Source organism: Mesorhizobium sp. LNHC229A00, from assembly GCF_000502415.1.
GTDB lineage: Bacteria > Pseudomonadota > Alphaproteobacteria > Rhizobiales > Rhizobiaceae > Mesorhizobium.
Map to the genome: position 1 here is coordinate 810,666 of NZ_AYWQ01000006.1, position 16,085 is coordinate 826,750.

The 16,085-nt window shown below is 63.7% G+C and carries 17 protein-coding genes and 1 other RNA gene; 14 read left to right on the plus strand and 4 right to left on the minus strand.

Annotated elements, in window-relative coordinates; all coding sequences use genetic code 11:
* Positions 1-74: 74 nt before the first annotated feature.
* Entirely contained in the window at positions 75-770 is a 696-nt protein-coding gene (locus X742_RS153630) for a cytochrome c family protein (protein ID WP_023772647.1), read from the minus strand.
* Between the two features lie 193 nt (positions 771-963).
* Here X742_RS153630 and X742_RS153625 point away from each other — a divergent pair, with 193 nt between their 5' ends.
* Both X742_RS153625 and X742_RS153620 read left to right on the plus strand, forming a co-directional pair.
* On the plus strand, positions 964-1,692 hold the full coding sequence (locus X742_RS153625) for a 3-deoxy-manno-octulosonate cytidylyltransferase (protein ID WP_023772648.1): 729 nt from the start codon (positions 964-966) through the stop codon (positions 1,690-1,692).
* 9 nt (positions 1,693-1,701) lie between these two features.
* Positions 1,702-2,565: a prephenate dehydratase gene (locus tag X742_RS153620; protein ID WP_023772649.1), complete on the plus strand. Its 864-nt coding sequence runs from the start codon at positions 1,702-1,704 to the stop codon at positions 2,563-2,565.
* A gap of 1 nt (position 2,566) precedes the next feature.
* Here X742_RS153620 and X742_RS153615 read toward each other — a convergent pair whose 3' ends face one another.
* Genes X742_RS153615 through X742_RS153605 form a run of 3 tightly spaced genes read right to left on the minus strand, consistent with a single transcriptional unit; the run spans position 2,567 to position 4,312 of the window.
* Positions 2,567-2,866 (minus strand): Dabb family protein, encoded by a 300-nt coding sequence (locus X742_RS153615; protein WP_023772650.1) that lies wholly within the window; start codon positions 2,864-2,866, stop codon positions 2,567-2,569.
* A 30-nt stretch (positions 2,867-2,896) separates the two neighbouring features.
* Entirely contained in the window at positions 2,897-3,841 is a 945-nt protein-coding gene (gene nudC / locus X742_RS153610; RefSeq protein WP_023772651.1) for an NAD(+) diphosphatase, read from the minus strand.
* Between the two features lie 51 nt (positions 3,842-3,892).
* Positions 3,893-4,312, minus strand: coding sequence for an HIT family protein (locus X742_RS153605; RefSeq protein WP_023772652.1), 420 nt, complete (start codon positions 4,310-4,312; stop codon positions 3,893-3,895).
* Positions 4,313-4,456: 144 nt separating this feature from the next.
* Here X742_RS153605 and ffs point away from each other — a divergent pair.
* The 12 genes from ffs to X742_RS153550 all read left to right on the plus strand — a co-directional run bounded on the left by ffs (position 4,457) and on the right by X742_RS153550 (position 16,063).
* Positions 4,457-4,553, plus strand: an RNA gene (gene ffs, locus X742_RS1000000172505) — signal recognition particle sRNA small type.
* 104 nt (positions 4,554-4,657) lie between these two features.
* Positions 4,658-6,484 (plus strand): DNA polymerase III subunit gamma/tau, encoded by a 1,827-nt coding sequence (locus tag X742_RS153600; protein WP_023772653.1) that lies wholly within the window; start codon positions 4,658-4,660, stop codon positions 6,482-6,484.
* 31 nt (positions 6,485-6,515) lie between these two features.
* Positions 6,516-6,839 (plus strand): YbaB/EbfC family nucleoid-associated protein, encoded by a 324-nt coding sequence (locus X742_RS153595; RefSeq protein ID WP_015314045.1) that lies wholly within the window; start codon positions 6,516-6,518, stop codon positions 6,837-6,839.
* Positions 6,840-6,922: 83 nt separating this feature from the next.
* The gene (locus X742_RS153590; protein WP_023772654.1) at positions 6,923-7,330 is read left to right on the plus strand and encodes a hypothetical protein; all 408 of its coding nucleotides are present in this window, start codon (positions 6,923-6,925) and stop codon (positions 7,328-7,330) included.
* Between the two features lie 249 nt (positions 7,331-7,579).
* Positions 7,580-8,587: a cell wall hydrolase gene (locus tag X742_RS153585; protein ID WP_023772655.1), complete on the plus strand. Its 1,008-nt coding sequence runs from the start codon at positions 7,580-7,582 to the stop codon at positions 8,585-8,587.
* Between the two features lie 77 nt (positions 8,588-8,664).
* The gene (gene recR, locus X742_RS153580) at positions 8,665-9,270 is read left to right on the plus strand and encodes a recombination mediator RecR (RefSeq protein ID WP_015314042.1); all 606 of its coding nucleotides are present in this window, start codon (positions 8,665-8,667) and stop codon (positions 9,268-9,270) included.
* 13 nt (positions 9,271-9,283) lie between these two features.
* Positions 9,284-10,543, plus strand: coding sequence for a lytic murein transglycosylase (locus X742_RS153575; protein ID WP_023772656.1), 1,260 nt, complete (start codon positions 9,284-9,286; stop codon positions 10,541-10,543).
* A gap of 260 nt (positions 10,544-10,803) precedes the next feature.
* Entirely contained in the window at positions 10,804-12,447 is a 1,644-nt protein-coding gene (locus X742_RS153570; protein ID WP_023772657.1) for an ABC transporter substrate-binding protein, read from the plus strand.
* Positions 12,448-12,466: 19 nt separating this feature from the next.
* The gene (locus tag X742_RS153565; protein WP_023772658.1) at positions 12,467-13,528 is read left to right on the plus strand and encodes an ABC transporter permease; all 1,062 of its coding nucleotides are present in this window, start codon (positions 12,467-12,469) and stop codon (positions 13,526-13,528) included.
* Positions 13,525-14,445 (plus strand): nickel transporter permease, encoded by a 921-nt coding sequence (nikC, locus tag X742_RS153560; RefSeq protein WP_023772659.1) that lies wholly within the window; start codon positions 13,525-13,527, stop codon positions 14,443-14,445. The genes X742_RS153565 and nikC overlap by 4 nt, the downstream gene beginning before the upstream one ends.
* A complete protein-coding gene (locus X742_RS153555) occupies positions 14,442-15,305 on the plus strand; it encodes an ABC transporter ATP-binding protein (RefSeq protein ID WP_023772660.1) in 864 nt (287 codons plus the stop codon). Before nikC ends, X742_RS153555 begins: the two co-directional genes overlap by 4 nt.
* Positions 15,302-16,063 (plus strand): ABC transporter ATP-binding protein, encoded by a 762-nt coding sequence (locus tag X742_RS153550; RefSeq protein ID WP_023772661.1) that lies wholly within the window; start codon positions 15,302-15,304, stop codon positions 16,061-16,063. Before X742_RS153555 ends, X742_RS153550 begins: the two co-directional genes overlap by 4 nt.
* Positions 16,064-16,085 lie beyond the last annotated feature (22 nt).

The following is a 16,085-nucleotide window of genomic DNA, read 5'->3' on the forward strand; positions in this document are numbered from 1 at the left end:
GCCGCACAGGCATTTTCCCAACAAAAAGCCGGGCTGAACCCGGCTTTTTCAAGATCGTCGCGATAATAATCCGGTTATTTGGCGGGCGCCGGTGCAGCAGGAGCCGGTGCTGCCGGAGCGGCAGGCGCCGCGGGCTTGGGCGGTGCGGCGCCGTCAGCCGGCTTCGCCGGAGCGGCCCCATCGGCCGGCTTGGCGGGTGCGGAGGCGTCCGCGGCGGCGCCAGGTGCCGGCAGCGGCTTGGGATTGTCCGACAGCGTGCGCAGGTAGGCGATGACGTTGGCGCGGTCCTCGTCCTTCGGCAGGCCGGCAAAACCCATGGCCGTTCCCTTCACGAATTTCTTCGGCGAGGTGATGAAGTGGTTGATGTTGTCATAGGTCCACTTCTCCGTGCCGCCCTTGGAGAATTCCTTCATGCCGGCCGAATAGGCGAAGCCTTCATGTTCGGCGACCGGGCGGTCGACGAGGTCCCACAGATCCGGGCCGACCTTGTTAGGACCGCCCTTTTCGCCGGAATGGCAGGCCTGGCACTTCTTGAACACGGCGGCACCCGCCTCGACATTGGCCGTGGCCAGCAGATCGGCGATCGGCTTGGCCGCGGCGGCCGGCGCCGCAGGGCCGCCCTCCNCCGGCTCGGCGGCTTCGATGGCGAAGCCTGGTTTTTCGGGAGCGGGCGACGCAAAAAGCGCGTCAGACACCAGGCCGACGGAGAAAACGACGAAAACGGTTCCGAGCAATCCGGCGAGCAGTTTGTTGACTTCGTTGGAATCCATACGCCCCTTGCTCCCTTTTCCGGCGGACTGATCCGTCCACTCCGTCCGTCGGTATCGAGACCCGCCCTCCGGAGCCGGTCAAATCGGGCGGAAACTAGGTCTTTTGCTCGGGCGTTGCAACACCTATAAGGGCGCTTCCAGTGAGACCTTTTGCCACTTTTCCCCTCCTCTTTTCGAACGCCTTGCCAGACCGATGTCCACCTTGATCCTGATCCCGGCCCGCATGGCCTCGACACGCCTGCCGGGCAAGCCGCTGGCCGACATATCGGGCGCGCCGATGATCGTTCATGTGGCACGCCGGGCGGCCGAGGCCGGGCTTGGCCGGGTGGTGGTGGCGACCGACACGCAAAGCGTGGCCGAAGCGGTGCGGGCGCATGGTTTCGAGGCCGTGATGACGCGCATGGATCATGAGTCGGGTTCGGATCGCATCCACGAGGCGTTGATCGCTCTTGATCCCTTGGGCAAGGTCGAAACGATCGTCAATGTGCAGGGCGACCTGCCGACCATCGATCCCCTCGTCATCGCCGCGTCGCTCAGCCCGTTCGACGACCCCTCGGTGGATATCGCCACGCTCGGCGTCGAGATCGTCCGCGATGAGGAAAAGACCAATCCCAACGTCGTAAAGATCGTCGGGTCGCCGCTCTCCGGCACACGGTTGCGGGCGCTTTACTTCACCCGCGCCACGGCACCCTGGGGCGAGGGGCCGCTTTATCACCATGTCGGCCTTTACGCCTATCGACGTGCGGCACTCGAGCGTTTTGTCGCGCTGAAGCCATCGGCGCTGGAGCGCCGCGAGCGGCTGGAGCAACTGCGGGCCCTGGAAGCCGGCATGCGCATAGACGCCGAGATCGTGCAGTCGCTGCCGCTTGGCGTCGACACCCCTGAAGACCTGGACCGTGCCAGGCAAATCCTTTCAAACTGAGATATCAGCATGCCTGAAAAGACCAATAGAATATCCTTCCAGGGCGAGCCCGGCGCCAATTCCGACACCGCCAGCCGTAACGTCTATCCCTCGATGGAGCCGTTGCCGTGCCCGACCTTCGAGGACGCGTTCAATGCCGTCGAGACCGGCAAGGCCGATCTTGCCATGATCCCGATCGAGAACACCATCGCCGGGCGGGTCGCCGACATCCACCACCTTCTGCCGGAATCGAAACTGCACATCGTCGGCGAATATTTCCTGCCGATCCATTTCCAGCTGATGGTGCTGCCGGGCGTCAGGCGCGACGAGATCAAGACCGTGCACACCCATATCCACGCCCTCGGCCAATGCCGCAAATACATCCGCAAGAACGGTTGGAAGGGAGTGGTCGCCGGCGACACGGCGGGCGCCGCCAAGATGGTCTCCGAGGTCAAGGACCGCACCATGGCCGCGCTGTCGCCGGCGTTGGCAGCAGCGCTCTACGGGCTCGACATTATCGAGGAGAATGTCGAGGACACCGACAGCAACGTCACTCGCTTCGTCGTCCTGACCAAGAGCAAGCAATGGGCCGAGCGCCCGTCATCCGACGTCAAGATGATGACGACCTTCATCTTTCGCGTCCGCAACGTGCCGGCCGCGCTCTACAAGGCCATGGGCGGCTTCGCCACCAACGGCATCAACATGACCAAGCTGGAAAGCTACCAACTCGGCGCCTTTACGGCGACGCTGTTCTACGCCGACATCGAGGGCCACCCCGACGATCCGCTGGTCAAGCTGGCGCTCGACGAACTGCGGTTCTTTTCGCGCGAAGTGCGGATCCTCGGCGTCTATCCAGCCAGCGAGTCACGCGAGCAGTGGAAGGTGGCGGATTGAGCTACCAGCCCAACGGCACGTAATCGATCTCCATGAAGGTCTCGACCTCCGGCACCCAGCGGTCGCGCACGAAGGCGACATGGTCGGGATGGTCGTTGTACCTGGTGTAGGCGGCCTGGTCGGCGAACTCCATCGAGAAGCCGAACCGATAGTCGTTCTTAGGGCTAACCTGCCGCAATTGCTCGAATTGCGTGACGCCCCGGATCGCCGAGAGGATTTTCCTGGCGTCGACGAGGAAGCGCTTTTCGTCCAGCGAATGCGGTGGGTGCTTCAGCGTGAAGACGACGGTGTGACGGATCATTTGTCTCTCCTGCAATGACTTCGATATTGGCTATTCGCTGTCGACCCAGGCGCGGATGAGGTGGTGCGCAATGGCACCTTTCGGCGGCGTGACCAGGTTGTCGGGGTGCGTCCGTTCCAGCATCAGGCGCACCTCGTCGCGCAAAAACCAGCGGCAGTCCTCCAGTTCGTCGAGATCGGCCTGGATGTCCTCGTTGAGCGGCTCGCCGAAGCACCCGATCATCAGCGAATAGGGGAACGGCCAGGGCTGGCTGGCGTGGTAGACGACGCGGCCGAGCCGGATACCCGCCTCCTCCAGCGTTTCGCGGCGCACCGCCGCCTCGATCGTCTCGCCCGGCTCGATGAAGCCGGCAAGCGCCGAATACATGCCCGGCGCGAAATGCCGGCCGCGGCCGAGCAGGCATTTCTCCCGCGTCGCCGTCAGCATGATCGCCACCGGGTCGGTGCGCGGAAAATGCTCGGTGCCGCAATTCGGGCAATGCCGCTTGTAGCCGCCCGCCCGCATCTGCGATTGCGTGCCGCATTTGCTGCAGAAACGGTGGCTGGCGTGCCAGGCAAGCAGGGCGGCGCCCTGCGCCATCGAGCCGGCGGCGGCCTCGTCGATCAGCCCTTGCATATAGACCGAGCGGTAATCGATCGCCTTGATGGTTTCAGGCAGCTGTTCGGCATCGACGCCAGCCAGCACCGCCAGCACCGGCCCCTGTTCGGAAACGCCGAGCAGGACGCCCTGGTCGACCGAAGGGCTGAAGGGCTCGCTTTCGGCGATGCCGAACCATGGGTCGAGGCGGCCGCCCTCGCCGGGCTTCAGCAGGAGCCTGCCGCCATTCATCAACAGCAGCCGCGTCGTCGGATCGGCCAGCGCCTTGTCGACCGAATCGTCGGCGCGGTTCTCGGATTGCCGGTCGATCGTGTTGCCGGCAAAGCCGACGAATTGGCTCGGCTCGCGCACGGGCGCGTCAAACAGGCGGAAGGTCATGTGGACTCTGGTGCTTTGGTATGGACACGCTTGGGATGGACACGGCAAGGCTTATAGCGCTGCCCTTATCGTTTCGGCAAACCGGCGCAGATCGGAACGCTCATAGGGCTCGCGCAGCCCGTGCCCCCAGGCCGGGCCGGGCCAGCCGGGATCGCCCTCGGACCGTGCGATGATATGGACATGCAGTTGGCGCACGATGTTGCCGAGCGCACCGGTGTTGATCTTGGTGCAGCCGCTCACCTTCTTCAGCGCCTGCGCCACCATATTGGTCTCGAAGGTCAGCATCGCCTGGTCGAGCGGCGTCATGTCATGGATCTCCTCCACGCCTGGCCGCTGCGGCACCAGGAGCAGCCATGGCCAACGGCGGTCGTTCATCACCCGCAATTCGCACAGCCCCAGCCACATCAATTGCTCGCTGTCGGCCTCCAGCCGGGCATCCAGCGTGAATCCGGCCTTCAGGCCCGGCAGCATCGGCGTTTCCCTTGCTTTTCTTGGTTTCCTTAAACCATGAACGCTAGAGCGGCTGCACCGGTGCTGCAAGCGAATCTGGTGGTTCGCGGTTCCGATTTGCCTGCGCACTTGCATTTCGTCGCGCAATTGCCGATATGGACTGCGGGAGGTTGGTGGTGGACGATCCACTCGCCAACCGGGTCAGGTCCGGAAGGAAGCAGCCCTAACGAGCCCGGAACGGGTCATTGTTCCAGCCTCCCACCTCATCGGCCCTCCTCGCGACATTGACGACGCATTGCAGCGCGGGCGAGACTATGCGCAGGAATCGGCGCCTTTGGGCGCGGCCTTTTGGAGCTTAACGGGCGAATGAGCGAAGCCGGAAATTCGGGCCCCGATAGTCTGGCGACGGGCAAGGCCGCTGCCTACCGCGTGCTGGCGCGCAAATACCGTCCGTCGAATTTTTCCGAACTCGTCGGCCAGGAGCCGATGGTACGCACCCTCACCAACGCCTTTGCCACCGGCCGCATTGCCCAGGCCTGGATGCTGACCGGCGTGCGCGGCGTCGGCAAGACCACCACCGCGCGCATTTTGGCGCGTGCGCTGAACTATAAAACCGCCACCACGGATCAGCCCTCGGTCGACCTCGCCGTGCTTGGCGAGCACTGCCAGGCGATCATGGAAGGCCGCCATGTCGACGTCATCGAGATGGACGCCGCCTCGCACACCGGCATCGACGACATCAGGGACATCATCGAACGCGTGCGCTATGCTCCGGTCTCGGCCCGCTACAAGGTCTACATCATCGATGAAGTGCACATGCTGTCGACGCAGGCCTTCAATGGCCTGCTGAAGACGCTGGAAGAGCCGCCCCCGCACGTCAAGTTCATCTTCGCCACCACCGAAATCCGCAAGGTTCCGATCACCGTCCTGTCGCGCTGCCAGCGATTCGACCTGAGGCGCATCGACGCCGGCGCGCTCGTCTCGCATCTCTCCTCGATCGCCGGCAAGGAAGGCATTTCGGTCGACGACGACGCGCTGGCGATGATCGCGCGCGCGGCGGAAGGTTCCGCCCGCGATTCGCTCTCCATTCTCGACCAGGCGATCGCCCATGGCGCCGGCTCGGTCAGCGCCGAGGCTGTGCGCGCCATGTTGGGCCTGGCCGACCGCGCCCGCATCGTCGATCTGTTCGAGCATGTGATGAAGGGCGACGTGGCGGCCGCCCTTGGGGAGTTTCGCGCCCAATATGATACCGGCGCCGATCCGGCCGCCGTGCTCACCGATCTTGCCGAGTTCAACCATCTCGTCACCAGGCTACGCTTCGTGCCGACCGCGATGGACGATGCCTCGCTGTCGCAGGACGAGCGTCAGCGCGGCGCCGATTTCGCCCGGGCTTTGTCGGTCAGGGTGCTGTCGCGGACCTGGCAGATGCTGCTCAAGGGCATTCCCGAGGTACAGTCCTCCAACCGGCCGGTCAGTGCCGCCGAAATGGTGTTGATCCGGCTGGCCCATGCCGCCGACCTGCCGACATTGGACGAGGCGCTGAGATCGCTGGAGAGCGGCGCCTCTGCAACTGGCGCCGCGCCGCGCCCGAACGGCGCGCCGATGAGCCCCGGCCCCGTGAATCCCGGCAATGGCGCCGGCGCCGTGGCGCAGGCGCGCATGCCTGGCGGCTCGGGCGGCGCGCAGACCATGCGGCTGGTCGAGGCCACGCCTACTCCGACTCCATTCGTCGCGCCCCCGCAATCGGCGCCGGAGACGCAAGCCGTACCGCTGAAATCGCTGGCCGACATCGTTGCCCTTGCCGACGCGAAACGCGACATCGCCTTCAAGGTGCTGATCAAGAACTGCATCCGCCTCGTGCGCATCGAACCGGGCCGCATCGACGTAAGCCTGACCGACGATGCGCCCAAGATGCTGCTCAACGACCTGACGACGAAACTACGCGCCTGGACCGGCCGCAACTGGCTGGTGTCGCTGTCGAAGGAGGAGGGCGGCCAGACGCTGGCCGAGATGGAATCGACGAAGCGTGAAAACGCTTTCCTCGATGCCAGGAACGACCCGACCGTGGCCTCCATCCTGGCCCGCTTTCCCGGCGCCAAGATCATCGACGTGCGCATTCCCGACACGCCGGACGCCGACGCAAGCGAGGCCGAAATGCCGGTCGAGCCGCCGGCCGAAGAAGACGAACCCTGATATTCAGCACTAATCCGCAAAGGATCGGACCATGAAAGATCTTCTCGGCCTGATGGGCAAGGCGAAGGAAATGCAGGCCAAGTTCCAGGCCATGCAGGATGAGATTGCCACGGTCGAAGCCCTCGGCCAGGCTGGCGGCGGCCTGGTCAGCGTCACGCTGAGCGGAAAATTCGATATCAAGTCGCTGAAGATTGACCCGTCTTTGTTCAAGGAGGACGACGTCGAAATCCTCGAGGATTTGATTCTTGCCGCGCACAATGACGCCAAGGCCAAGGTCGAGCAGATCATGCAGGAAAAGACCAAGGCGCTGACCGCCGGCCTGCCCATTCCCCCGGGAATGAAACTGCCTTTCTGATGCATGTCGCCCAAAAGCATGCCCGCGGGCTCGACCCGAGGATGCGCAGGCAACGATATGCATGAAGGCTGAGACCGGCGCCCATGATCGACGAGCCGTCCGAAAGACTGATCGAGCAGCGTATCCGCAACAGGATCTACGAGATTCTGGAAATCCTCGCCGACTGCGATGCCGGTGTCGATCTCGTCGGCGTCAAGGGCTACTTTAACCTGTTCGAGGATTTCGTGCACCGACCGTCGATCGAGGCCGGCACGTCGGCGCTTTCAAGGGATGAACGTGCCATCGTGCTGGAAATCGCCGAATTCCTGGAGGCGGCCTCGGAAACAAATCCTGATTTCACCAAGGCCGAGTTCATCGACAGCGACTGGCCGGGCAAGATCGCGCCGGCGGCCAGGGAGGCGCGGGCGCTGTTTCTCAGGCGCGGCCTGTTTTCGGAGAAGATCGAAGAGGTCGAGCCTGGCCAGCCGGCGGCAATCGCCGCCGGGCAATAGGGAGTTTTGGACGCGTGGCGCGGTCCTGCCGGGATAAAGCACTTGGCGGTTCCCCAAGGGAATTGCGGCAAAACGAAGAGAGGTCGGTCATCGTCTGTGTGAAACGATGGCTCGATCTATCTGGAAAGCCTCTATTTGTGTCAATTCGGCAACAGTATGCCGTTAATAACGTTTTGGCCATCATTTTGCCCGAAAGTGTCTCATTCTTGCCGCAGCCTGGGGCGGGCATTGAAGTGAGAGGGTTACCTGTTGATCGCGATGCGATGGAAGACGCCGCTGTTGCTCGGCGTCGTTACGTCTCCCCTTTTCTTGGCCGCTTGCAGCCAGACAACCTCGCACGGCATGTCCGTCGCCAGCCTGACCGACGCCATCACGCCGAGCTTCCTGAGTTCGCGCGCCTACAGCCACACGCCGAAGGACAGGGAATGCCTGGAACGGGCGATGTTCTTCGAATCCAACCGGTCGAGCCGCGACGGCATGATCGCCGTCGGCACGGTGGTGATGAACCGGCTGCGCTCGGGCAACCATGGCAGCACCATCTGCCAAGTGGTCGGTGAGCCCGGGCAGTTCGCGCCGGGCGTCATGACCAGATCGATGAATTCGCGCGCATTGCCCGATGTCGAAGAGGCCGCCGACGCCGTGCTCAAGGGCGAGCGCAAGACCAAGCTCAAGAACACGATGTATTTCCACACCGCCGGCCTGCGCTTCCCCTACAAGAACATGCACTACACCATGGTTGCCGGCGGCAACGCCTTCTACGAGAAGCGCGGCCGCAACTGGCAGCCGCTGCCGGATGAGCCGATGATTGCCTCTGCCGAGCAGCCGGCGGCGTTGCCGGGGGTACCCGCGACGCGGGTCGCATCCGTCGAGACGGTGCGCCCGGCCAAGGCATCACTTCGCAACGCTCCAGCCCAGCAAGTCTACATGACCGCCGCGGCGGAACCGGCGGCCAAGCCGGAGCCTGTCTATACCGTCCCCGCGCGGCAGACCTATCTGACCGCGGCCGCGGCGCCGACGGCAAAATCCGCGCGGGTCTCGGCGAAGCCGGTGCAAGTTGCCATGCAGGAGCCGATGGAAGAGCCGGATGCCGCCCGTTTTGGCGGAACCCTGAACAGCGGAACCTCGAACAAACGGGTCATCTCCTCGATCCAGGACGCTCCGCAAGAAGCCTCGATGGGATTCCAGTCGACGCCTGAAAACACCGATGCCATCGGCGCGATGATCGTCAGCCAGGGCCGCCCGCTCGAAGCAAACTGATTCTCGCATGGCAGCATGGCGAACCGTGCATCGACGGAGATGTTTCAAAGCGCTCGGAAAAATCCTAGATCAGAGCGATGTCGAAGCGAATCGCCGGTCCCGAGATCGAACGCCTGATCCAGCTCCTGGCCAAGGTCCCGGGGCTTGGCCCCCGTTCGGCCAGGCGCGCCGCGCTGCACCTGATCAAGAAGAAGGAACAATTGCTGTCGCCGCTCGCCGCCGCCATGGGCGAGGCCGCCGACAAGGTGCGCATCTGCTCGACCTGCGGCAATGTCGACACCTCGGACCCCTGCATGATCTGCACCGACCCGCGTCGCGATGCCGCCACCCTGATCATCGTCGAGGACGTCTCTGATCTCTGGGCGTTGGAGCGGGCGGCGGCGATGAATGTGCGCTACCACGTGCTCGGCGGCACGCTGTCGCCGCTCGACGGTATCGGCCCCGACCAGCTCAACATCCGCTCGCTGATCGATCGCGTCGCCGGGGGCGAAATCAAGGAAATCATCCTCGCCGTCAACGCGACGGTCGAGGGCCAGACCACCGCGCACTACCTCACCGATCAGCTCTCCGGTTTCGAGGTCAAGATCACGCGGCTGGCGCACGGCGTGCCGGTGGGCGGTGAACTCGACTATCTCGACGAAGGCACACTGGCGGCAGCTCTGCGCTCGCGGACTGCGTTTTGAGGCGTTCCTGGAGATGATTGCCACGGAACACGACCTTCGCAAATTTAGTCTTGCATTCTTGCTAGCCGCGCTCCTCGCCGTCTTCCTCACCATCCCCGCTTCCGCCGCCAAGATCGACGACCAGTTCCGTGCCTGGCTTCAAACCGACCTCTGGCCGGAAGCCAAGGCGAAAGGCGTCTCCAAGCAGACTTTCGATGCCGCCTTCAGCGGCGTGAAGCCGAACCTCAAACTCCCCGACCTTGTCATGCCGGGCGAGAAGCCGAAGACGCCGCAGAAGCAGCACCAGGCCGAGTTCGGTTCGCCCGGCGCCTATTTTGCCGACAAGACGGTTCGTGCGGTGACATCAGGCGGACGCACCCGCGAAGCCGCCAATGCCCGCACGCTTGCCTCGATCGAGAAGCGCTATGGCGTGCCGGGCGAAATCCTGCTGGCGATCTGGGGCCGCGAAACCGGCTTCGGCGCGGCGAAGATGCCCTACGACGCCTTCGAGGTGCTGGGCACCAAGGCGTTCATATCGACGAAAAAGGATTTCTTCCGCACAGAACTGCTGGCGGCGCTGGAAATCGTCCAGCGCGGACTGGCCCCGGTCGGCGCGATGAAATCGTCCTGGGCCGGCGCGCTCGGCCAGCCTCAATTCATGCCGACCTCTTTCCTCAAGCATGCCGTCGATTTCGACGGCGACGGCCGCGTCGACATCTGGAATTCGACGCCCGATGTGCTGGCTTCGATCGCTAATTATCTTGTCCACTACGGCTGGGTGAGGGGACGCGGCTGGGGTTTCGAGGTGATGGTGCCCCAGAGCGTCTCCTGTTCGCTGGAGGGACCGGACCAGGGCAAAAAGATTGCGCAATGGGCTGCCATGGGCATCGAGCGCGTCGGCGGCAAAGCGTTCCCTGCAAGCGAGCTGAAGGCGGAAGGTTTTCTGCTGATGCCGGCCGGGCGCAGCGGTCCGGCCTTCATCGCCACCCCCAATTTCTACGTGCTGAAGGAATACAACACCAGCGACCTCTATGCGCTGTTCATCGGCCATGGCGCCGACCGCATCGCCCATGGCGATCAGAATTTTACCGCTGGCTGGGGTGCGGTCGGCGATCTCCGCCGCTCCGACATCGCCGCCTTGCAGCGGGCCTTGGAAGCCAAGGGCTATGATGTCGGCAGCGCCGACGGCCTGCCCGGCTTCAAGACCCGTCGCTCGATCGGCAGATGGCAGGAAAAGAATGGCCAGGCCGCCACCTGCTTTCCCGATGCCGGCCTCGTCGCGGCGCTGAAATAACTCCGAATTTAGCAGATTTTTCTCCATCGATGCCCTCGAATGGCTGGTGCATGCGTCGACACGGCGCCCGCCATTCTGGTCCAATCAACCGTCGCATAAATGCTCGTTGCCCACCGCCAGGCCGCCGGATATGGTGTTGACCAACTGGACAAAAACCACGACGTTAGTGGGGCAGAGGCTCTCGTCGAGCCTTGAAAGAACACCGCAACCCTGAGCCGGGAACTCAGGTCAACAAACAACAAAAAGAGGGAACAATCATCATGATGATGGAAAAGCTTGCTCTACGATCCCGCATCCTGCTTGCGGGCGCCGCCATGTCGGCGCTGCTTCTGGCTGGAGCGCCGGCTGGCGCGGTCACCCCCGCCGACACGCTTGTCGAAGGTTTTGCCATCGACGACATCATCTCGATGGATCCGGGCGAGGCGTTCGAGCTGTCGACCGCCGAAGTCACCGGCAACACCTATGACCTTCTTGTCCGCCTCGACCTCAGCGACACTTCCAAGGTCAAGCCCGACCTCGCCGAAAGCTGGACCGTCTCCGATGATGGCCTGACCTATACGTTCAAGCTCAAGCCCGGCCTGAAATTCGCCTCCGGCAACCCGATCACCGCCGCCGATGTCGCCTGGTCGTTCGAGCGCGCCGTCAAGCTGGACAAGAGCCCGGCCTTCATCATCGATCAGTTCGGCATCAGCGGCGACAACGTCACCGAGAAGGCCAAGGCGGTCGACGACACAACCTTCCAGTTCACCGTCGACAAGGCCTATGCGCCAAGTTTCGTGCTGAACTGCCTGTCGGCCACCGTCGCTTCCATCGTCGACGCCAAGCTGGTCAAGGAACATGTCGCCGCGGTCACGCCGAGCGCCGACTACAAATGGGACAACGACTTCGGCAACGCCTGGCTGAAGACAGGCTATGCCGGCTCGGGCGCCTACAAGCTGCGTGAATGGCGTGCCAACGAGGCTGTCGTCATGGAGCGCAACGACAATTATTACGGCGAAAAGGCCAAACTCGCCCGCGTCATCTACCGCAACATGAAGGAAAGCTCGGCGCAGCGCCTGGCGCTCGAAGCCGGCGACATCGACGTTGCCCGCAACCTCGAGCCGAACGATCTCGACGCCATCGCGAAGAATGCCGACCTCACCACCACCAGCGCGCCGAAAGGCACCGTCTACTATATCAGCCTCAACCAGAAGAACCCGAACCTCGCCAAGCCCGAGGTCCGTCAGGCCTTCAAATACCTGGTCGACTATGATGCCTTGAGCACGACCATCCTCAAGGGCATCGGCGAGATCCACCAGACCTTCCTGCCCAAGGGCGTTCTGGGCGAACTGGACGAGAACCCTTTCAAGCTCGATGTCGCCAAGGCCAAGGAGTTGCTGGCCAAGGCCGGCCTGCCCGACGGCTTCAGCGTCACCATGGACGTACGCACCGGCCAGCCGACCACCGGCATGGCGGAATCGATCCAGCAGACGCTCGGACAGGCCGGCATCAAGCTCGAAATCATCCCCGGCGACGGCAAGCAGACGCTGACCAAGTATCGCGCCCGCAACCACGACATTTACATCGGCAATTGGGGCCAGGACTATTTCGATCCGAACTCCAACGCCCAGACTTTCGCCTCGAATCCGGACAATTCGGATGCCGGTAAATCCCATACGCTTGCATGGCGCAACAGCTGGGACATTCCAGACTTGACCAAGGAGACGGAAGCAGCCCTGCTCGAGAAGGATTCCGGCAAGCGCGCGGATATGTACAAGGATCTCGAGAAGAAGATCCTCGACACCAGCCCCTTCGTCATCATCCACCAGCAACTGGAGGTGGCCGGCCTGCGCAAGAACCTCAAGGGCTTCGCGCTCGGCCCGAGCTTCGACACCAACTTCGTTGGGCCGGTCTCCAAGGAATAGCGTTCGCGGACACGCCCGCATGAGCGCGATTGAAAACGAGGGCGGGCGCGGCAGCGCCCGCGCCGTCGCCCTTGCATCTTCGCTCGGCCGATTCCTGGTCATTGCGGTGACGACCTATCTTGGTCTTCTCGCGGTCACCTTCTTCATTGGCCGTGTCATCCCGATCGACCCGGTGCTGGCCGTTCTGGGCGACCGGGCACCCGCCAATGTCGTGGAGCGCACGCGCCGCGAGATGGGCCTGGACCTGCCGTTGATCGAGCAGTTCTACATCTATGTGAAACATGCGCTGAGCGGCGATTTCGGCACCTCGGTGCTGACCACCAACCCTGTCATGACCGATATCCGCCGCGCTCTTCCGGCAACGACGGAACTGGCGACACTGGGGACGCTGATCGGCGCGTTTTTCGGTGTCCCGCTCGGGGTGCTGGCCGCGGTCAAACGCGGCAGCTTCGTCGATCAGGTCGTGCGCATCATCGGCCTGATCGGCTATTCCGTACCCATCTTCTGGCTCGGTCTGCTGGCCCTGGTGCTGTTCTACGCCAAACTGCAATGGGTGGCCTTCCCTGCACGGCTCGATGTCGTCTACGAATACACCTTCACGCCGGTCACCGGTTTTTACCTTCTCGATTCGGCGATGCAGAGGCAGTGGGACGTCTTCTGGGACGCCTTCCGGCACATCATCCTGCCGGCCTCGCTGCTCGGCTATTTCTCGCTCGCCTATATCAGCCGCATGACGCGCTCGTTCATGCTCAACGAACTCGCCCAGGAATATGTCGTCGCCGCGCGCGCCAAGGGCCTGTCGGAAACCCGCATCATCTGGGGCCACGCGCTGCGCAATGCCGCCGTGCCGATGGTGACCGTGATCGCGTTGTCCTATGCCGGGCTGCTCGAGGGCTCGGTGCTGACCGAGACCGTCTTCTCCTGGCCGGGCATCGGCCTCTACATCACCAACTCGCTGCAGAACGCCGACATGAACGCCGTTCTCGGCGGCACCATCGTCATCGGCTCGGTGTTCATCGCCATCAATCTTCTGTCCGACCTGCTTTACCGTGTACTCGACCCGAGGACGAAGACAGGATGAGCGCCGAAGCGATCCAGAGCCGTCGCGAATGGTTGCTGTCGGAGCGGCCGGCATCCCGCACGCAGGCAAGGCTCGGCCGCGCCTATGTCGCGTGGCGGCGCTTTTCCGCCAATCGTCTGGCCTTTGTCGGCCTGCTGATCATCATCGCCCTGCTGCTCGTCGCCATCCTTGCCGGTGTGCTGGCGCCGTATTCGCCGACCTTCGGTGACCTGAAGAACGCGCGGCTGCTGGCGCCAAGTGCGCAGCACTGGTTCGGCACCGACGATCTCGGCCGCGACATCTATTCGCGCATCCTCTACGGCTCCCGCTGGACGCTTTATGTCGTCGTCCTGGTCGCCATCATCGCCGCCCCCATCGGTCTCCTGGTCGGCACCGTCGCCGGCTATGCCGGCGGCTGGACCGATGCCATACTGATGCGCGTTACCGACATCTTCCTTGCCTTCCCCAAGCTGGTGCTGGCGCTGGCCTTCGTCGCCGCCCTTGGCCCCGGCATCGAGAACGCCGTGCTGGCGATCGCCATCACCTCCTGGCCACCCTATGCGCGCATCGCCCGCGCCGAGACGCTTACCGTGCGCAACTCGGACTACATCAAGGCAGTGCAATTGATGGGCGCCTCGCCTTTCCGCATCGTGCTGCGCCACATCATGCCATTGTGCATCTCCTCGCTGATCGTCCGCGTGACGCTCGACATGGCTGGCATCATCCTGACGGCCGCGGGCCTCGGCTTCCTCGGCCTTGGCGCGCAGCCGCCGCTGCCGGAATGGGGCACCATGATCGCTTCGGGTCGCCGCTTCATCCTCGACCAATGGTGGGTGGCTGGTGCGCCGGGCTTCGCCATCCTAATCGTCAGCCTCGGCTTCAACCTGCTTGGCGACGGCCTGCGCGACGCACTCGATCCCCGCAGCGGTGACCAATGAGTGGCCGCCCTGATCAGCAGCGATCAAGGAGCACGCTTCTCGACGTCGAGGATCTGCGCGTCACCTTTCCGACCCGCACCGGCATGATCGAGGCGGTGCGCGGCGTTTCCTTCTCTCTCGGCCGCGAGAGGCTCGGCATCGTCGGCGAGTCCGGTTCCGGCAAGTCGCAGACGGGCCGCGCCATCATGGGCCTGACACCGCCGCAGGCCCGGATATCGGCCAATAAATTGAGTTTTGACGGCATCGACCTGCTCGGCATCTCGCCACGCCAACGCCGGGCGCTGCGGGGCAACCGCATCGCCATGATCCTGCAGGACCCGAAATATTCCCTCGATCCGGTGATGAGCATTGGCCGCCAGATCGTCGAGACGCTGCGCACCCACGAAAAGGTCGGCAAGGCCGAGGCGCGCGAGCGCGCGTTGGCCATGCTCGAGGCGGTGCAGATCCGCGATCCCAAACGCGTCTTCGACCTGCATCCGCACGAAGTGTCGGGCGGCATGGGCCAGCGCGCCATGATCGCCATGATGCTGATCGCCGGACCGGAGATGATGATCGCCGACGAGCCGACCTCGGCGCTCGACGTCACGGTGCAGCTCGACGTGCTCGGCATCCTTGACAGGCTGGTCGCGGAGCGCGGCATGGGGCTGATCTTCATCTCGCACGATCTGCGCCTGGTCTCGTCCTTCTGCGACCGCGTCATCGTCATGTATGCCGGCAAAGTCGTCGAGCAGCTCAAGGCGTCGGAATTGAGTCAGGCCCAGCATCCCTACACGCGCGGGCTGCTCAACTGCATGCCAAAGATCGGCGCCGACCGTCACCCGCTGCCCGTGCTCGACCGCAAGCCGGAGTGGGCGGCATGACTTCAGCGATTGCCGTCGACAGGCTGGAGGTGATCTTCGATCGCTTCCGCGCGCTGAAAGGCGTCAGCCTCGACGTGCAGCCGGGGGAATCCTTCGGCCTGGTCGGCGAATCCGGCTCGGGCAAGTCGACATTGCTGCGGGCCATAGCCGGCCTCGCGCCGGTCGCCTCGGGCAGCATCACAGTCAATGGCAAGACGCTCGGCGCGCGCCGCGACAAGGCCTTTTACCGCGAAGTGCAGATGGTCTTTCAGGATCCTTACGGCTCGCTGCACCCGCGCCAGACGGTCGACCGCCTGCTGCAGGAGCCGCTCGCCATCCATGCTTTCGCCGATGGCGAAAAGCGGATCGAACGCGCGCTCGACGAGGTCGGCCTCGGCAACGGCTTTCGTTTCCGTTACGCGCACCAGCTTTCTGGCGGTCAGCGCCAGCGTGTGGCGATCGCGCGCGCGCTCATCCTCGAGCCCTCGATCCTGCTGCTCGACGAGCCGACCTCGGCGCTGGACGCCTCGGTGCAGGCGGAAGTCCTCAACCTGCTGGAGGAAGTCCGCCGGCGGCGCAAGCTGACCTTCCTGATGGTCAGCCACGACCTCGCCATCATCACTCATATGTGCGAGCGGCTGATGGTGATGCAGGGCGGCGAGGCGGTGGAGAATCTGGTGGCCAACGATCTCGTCGAGCGCCGTGTGACGAAGGATTATACGCGCAACCTGTTGCGGGCCAGCGACGGGTTTGTGAGAACGGCTCCCGAGCAGATCTGACGATAGTTCTCCGCGTCACGCC

Bases quoted from the DNA above. Each gene is read 5' to 3' on its own strand.
- X742_RS153595 (WP_015314045.1), top strand. From the start codon at position 6,516: ATGAAAGATCTTCTCGGCCTGATGGGCAAGGCGAAGGAAATGCAGGCC.
- X742_RS153620 (WP_023772649.1), top strand. From the start codon at position 1,702: ATGCCTGAAAAGACCAATAGAATATCCTTCCAGGGCGAGCCCGGCGCC.
- X742_RS153565 (WP_023772658.1), top strand. From the start codon at position 12,467: ATGAGCGCGATTGAAAACGAGGGCGGGCGCGGCAGCGCCCGCGCCGTC.
- X742_RS153570 (WP_023772657.1), top strand. From the start codon at position 10,804: ATGATGATGGAAAAGCTTGCTCTACGATCCCGCATCCTGCTTGCGGGC.
- X742_RS153615 (WP_023772650.1), bottom strand. From the start codon at position 2,866: ATGATCCGTCACACCGTCGTCTTCACGCTGAAGCACCCACCGCATTCG.
- nikC (WP_023772659.1), top strand. From the start codon at position 13,525: ATGAGCGCCGAAGCGATCCAGAGCCGTCGCGAATGGTTGCTGTCGGAG.
- nudC (WP_023772651.1), bottom strand. From the start codon at position 3,841: ATGACCTTCCGCCTGTTTGACGCGCCCGTGCGCGAGCCGAGCCAATTC.
- X742_RS153605 (WP_023772652.1), bottom strand. From the start codon at position 4,312: ATGCTGCCGGGCCTGAAGGCCGGATTCACGCTGGATGCCCGGCTGGAG.
- X742_RS153625 (WP_023772648.1), top strand. From the start codon at position 964: ATGTCCACCTTGATCCTGATCCCGGCCCGCATGGCCTCGACACGCCTG.
- X742_RS153600 (WP_023772653.1), top strand. From the start codon at position 4,658: ATGAGCGAAGCCGGAAATTCGGGCCCCGATAGTCTGGCGACGGGCAAG.
- X742_RS153575 (WP_023772656.1), top strand. From the start codon at position 9,284: ATGATTGCCACGGAACACGACCTTCGCAAATTTAGTCTTGCATTCTTG.
- recR (WP_015314042.1), top strand. From the start codon at position 8,665: ATGTCGAAGCGAATCGCCGGTCCCGAGATCGAACGCCTGATCCAGCTC.
- X742_RS153550 (WP_023772661.1), top strand. From the start codon at position 15,302: ATGACTTCAGCGATTGCCGTCGACAGGCTGGAGGTGATCTTCGATCGC.
- X742_RS153590 (WP_023772654.1), top strand. From the start codon at position 6,923: ATGATCGACGAGCCGTCCGAAAGACTGATCGAGCAGCGTATCCGCAAC.
- X742_RS153555 (WP_023772660.1), top strand. From the start codon at position 14,442: ATGAGTGGCCGCCCTGATCAGCAGCGATCAAGGAGCACGCTTCTCGAC.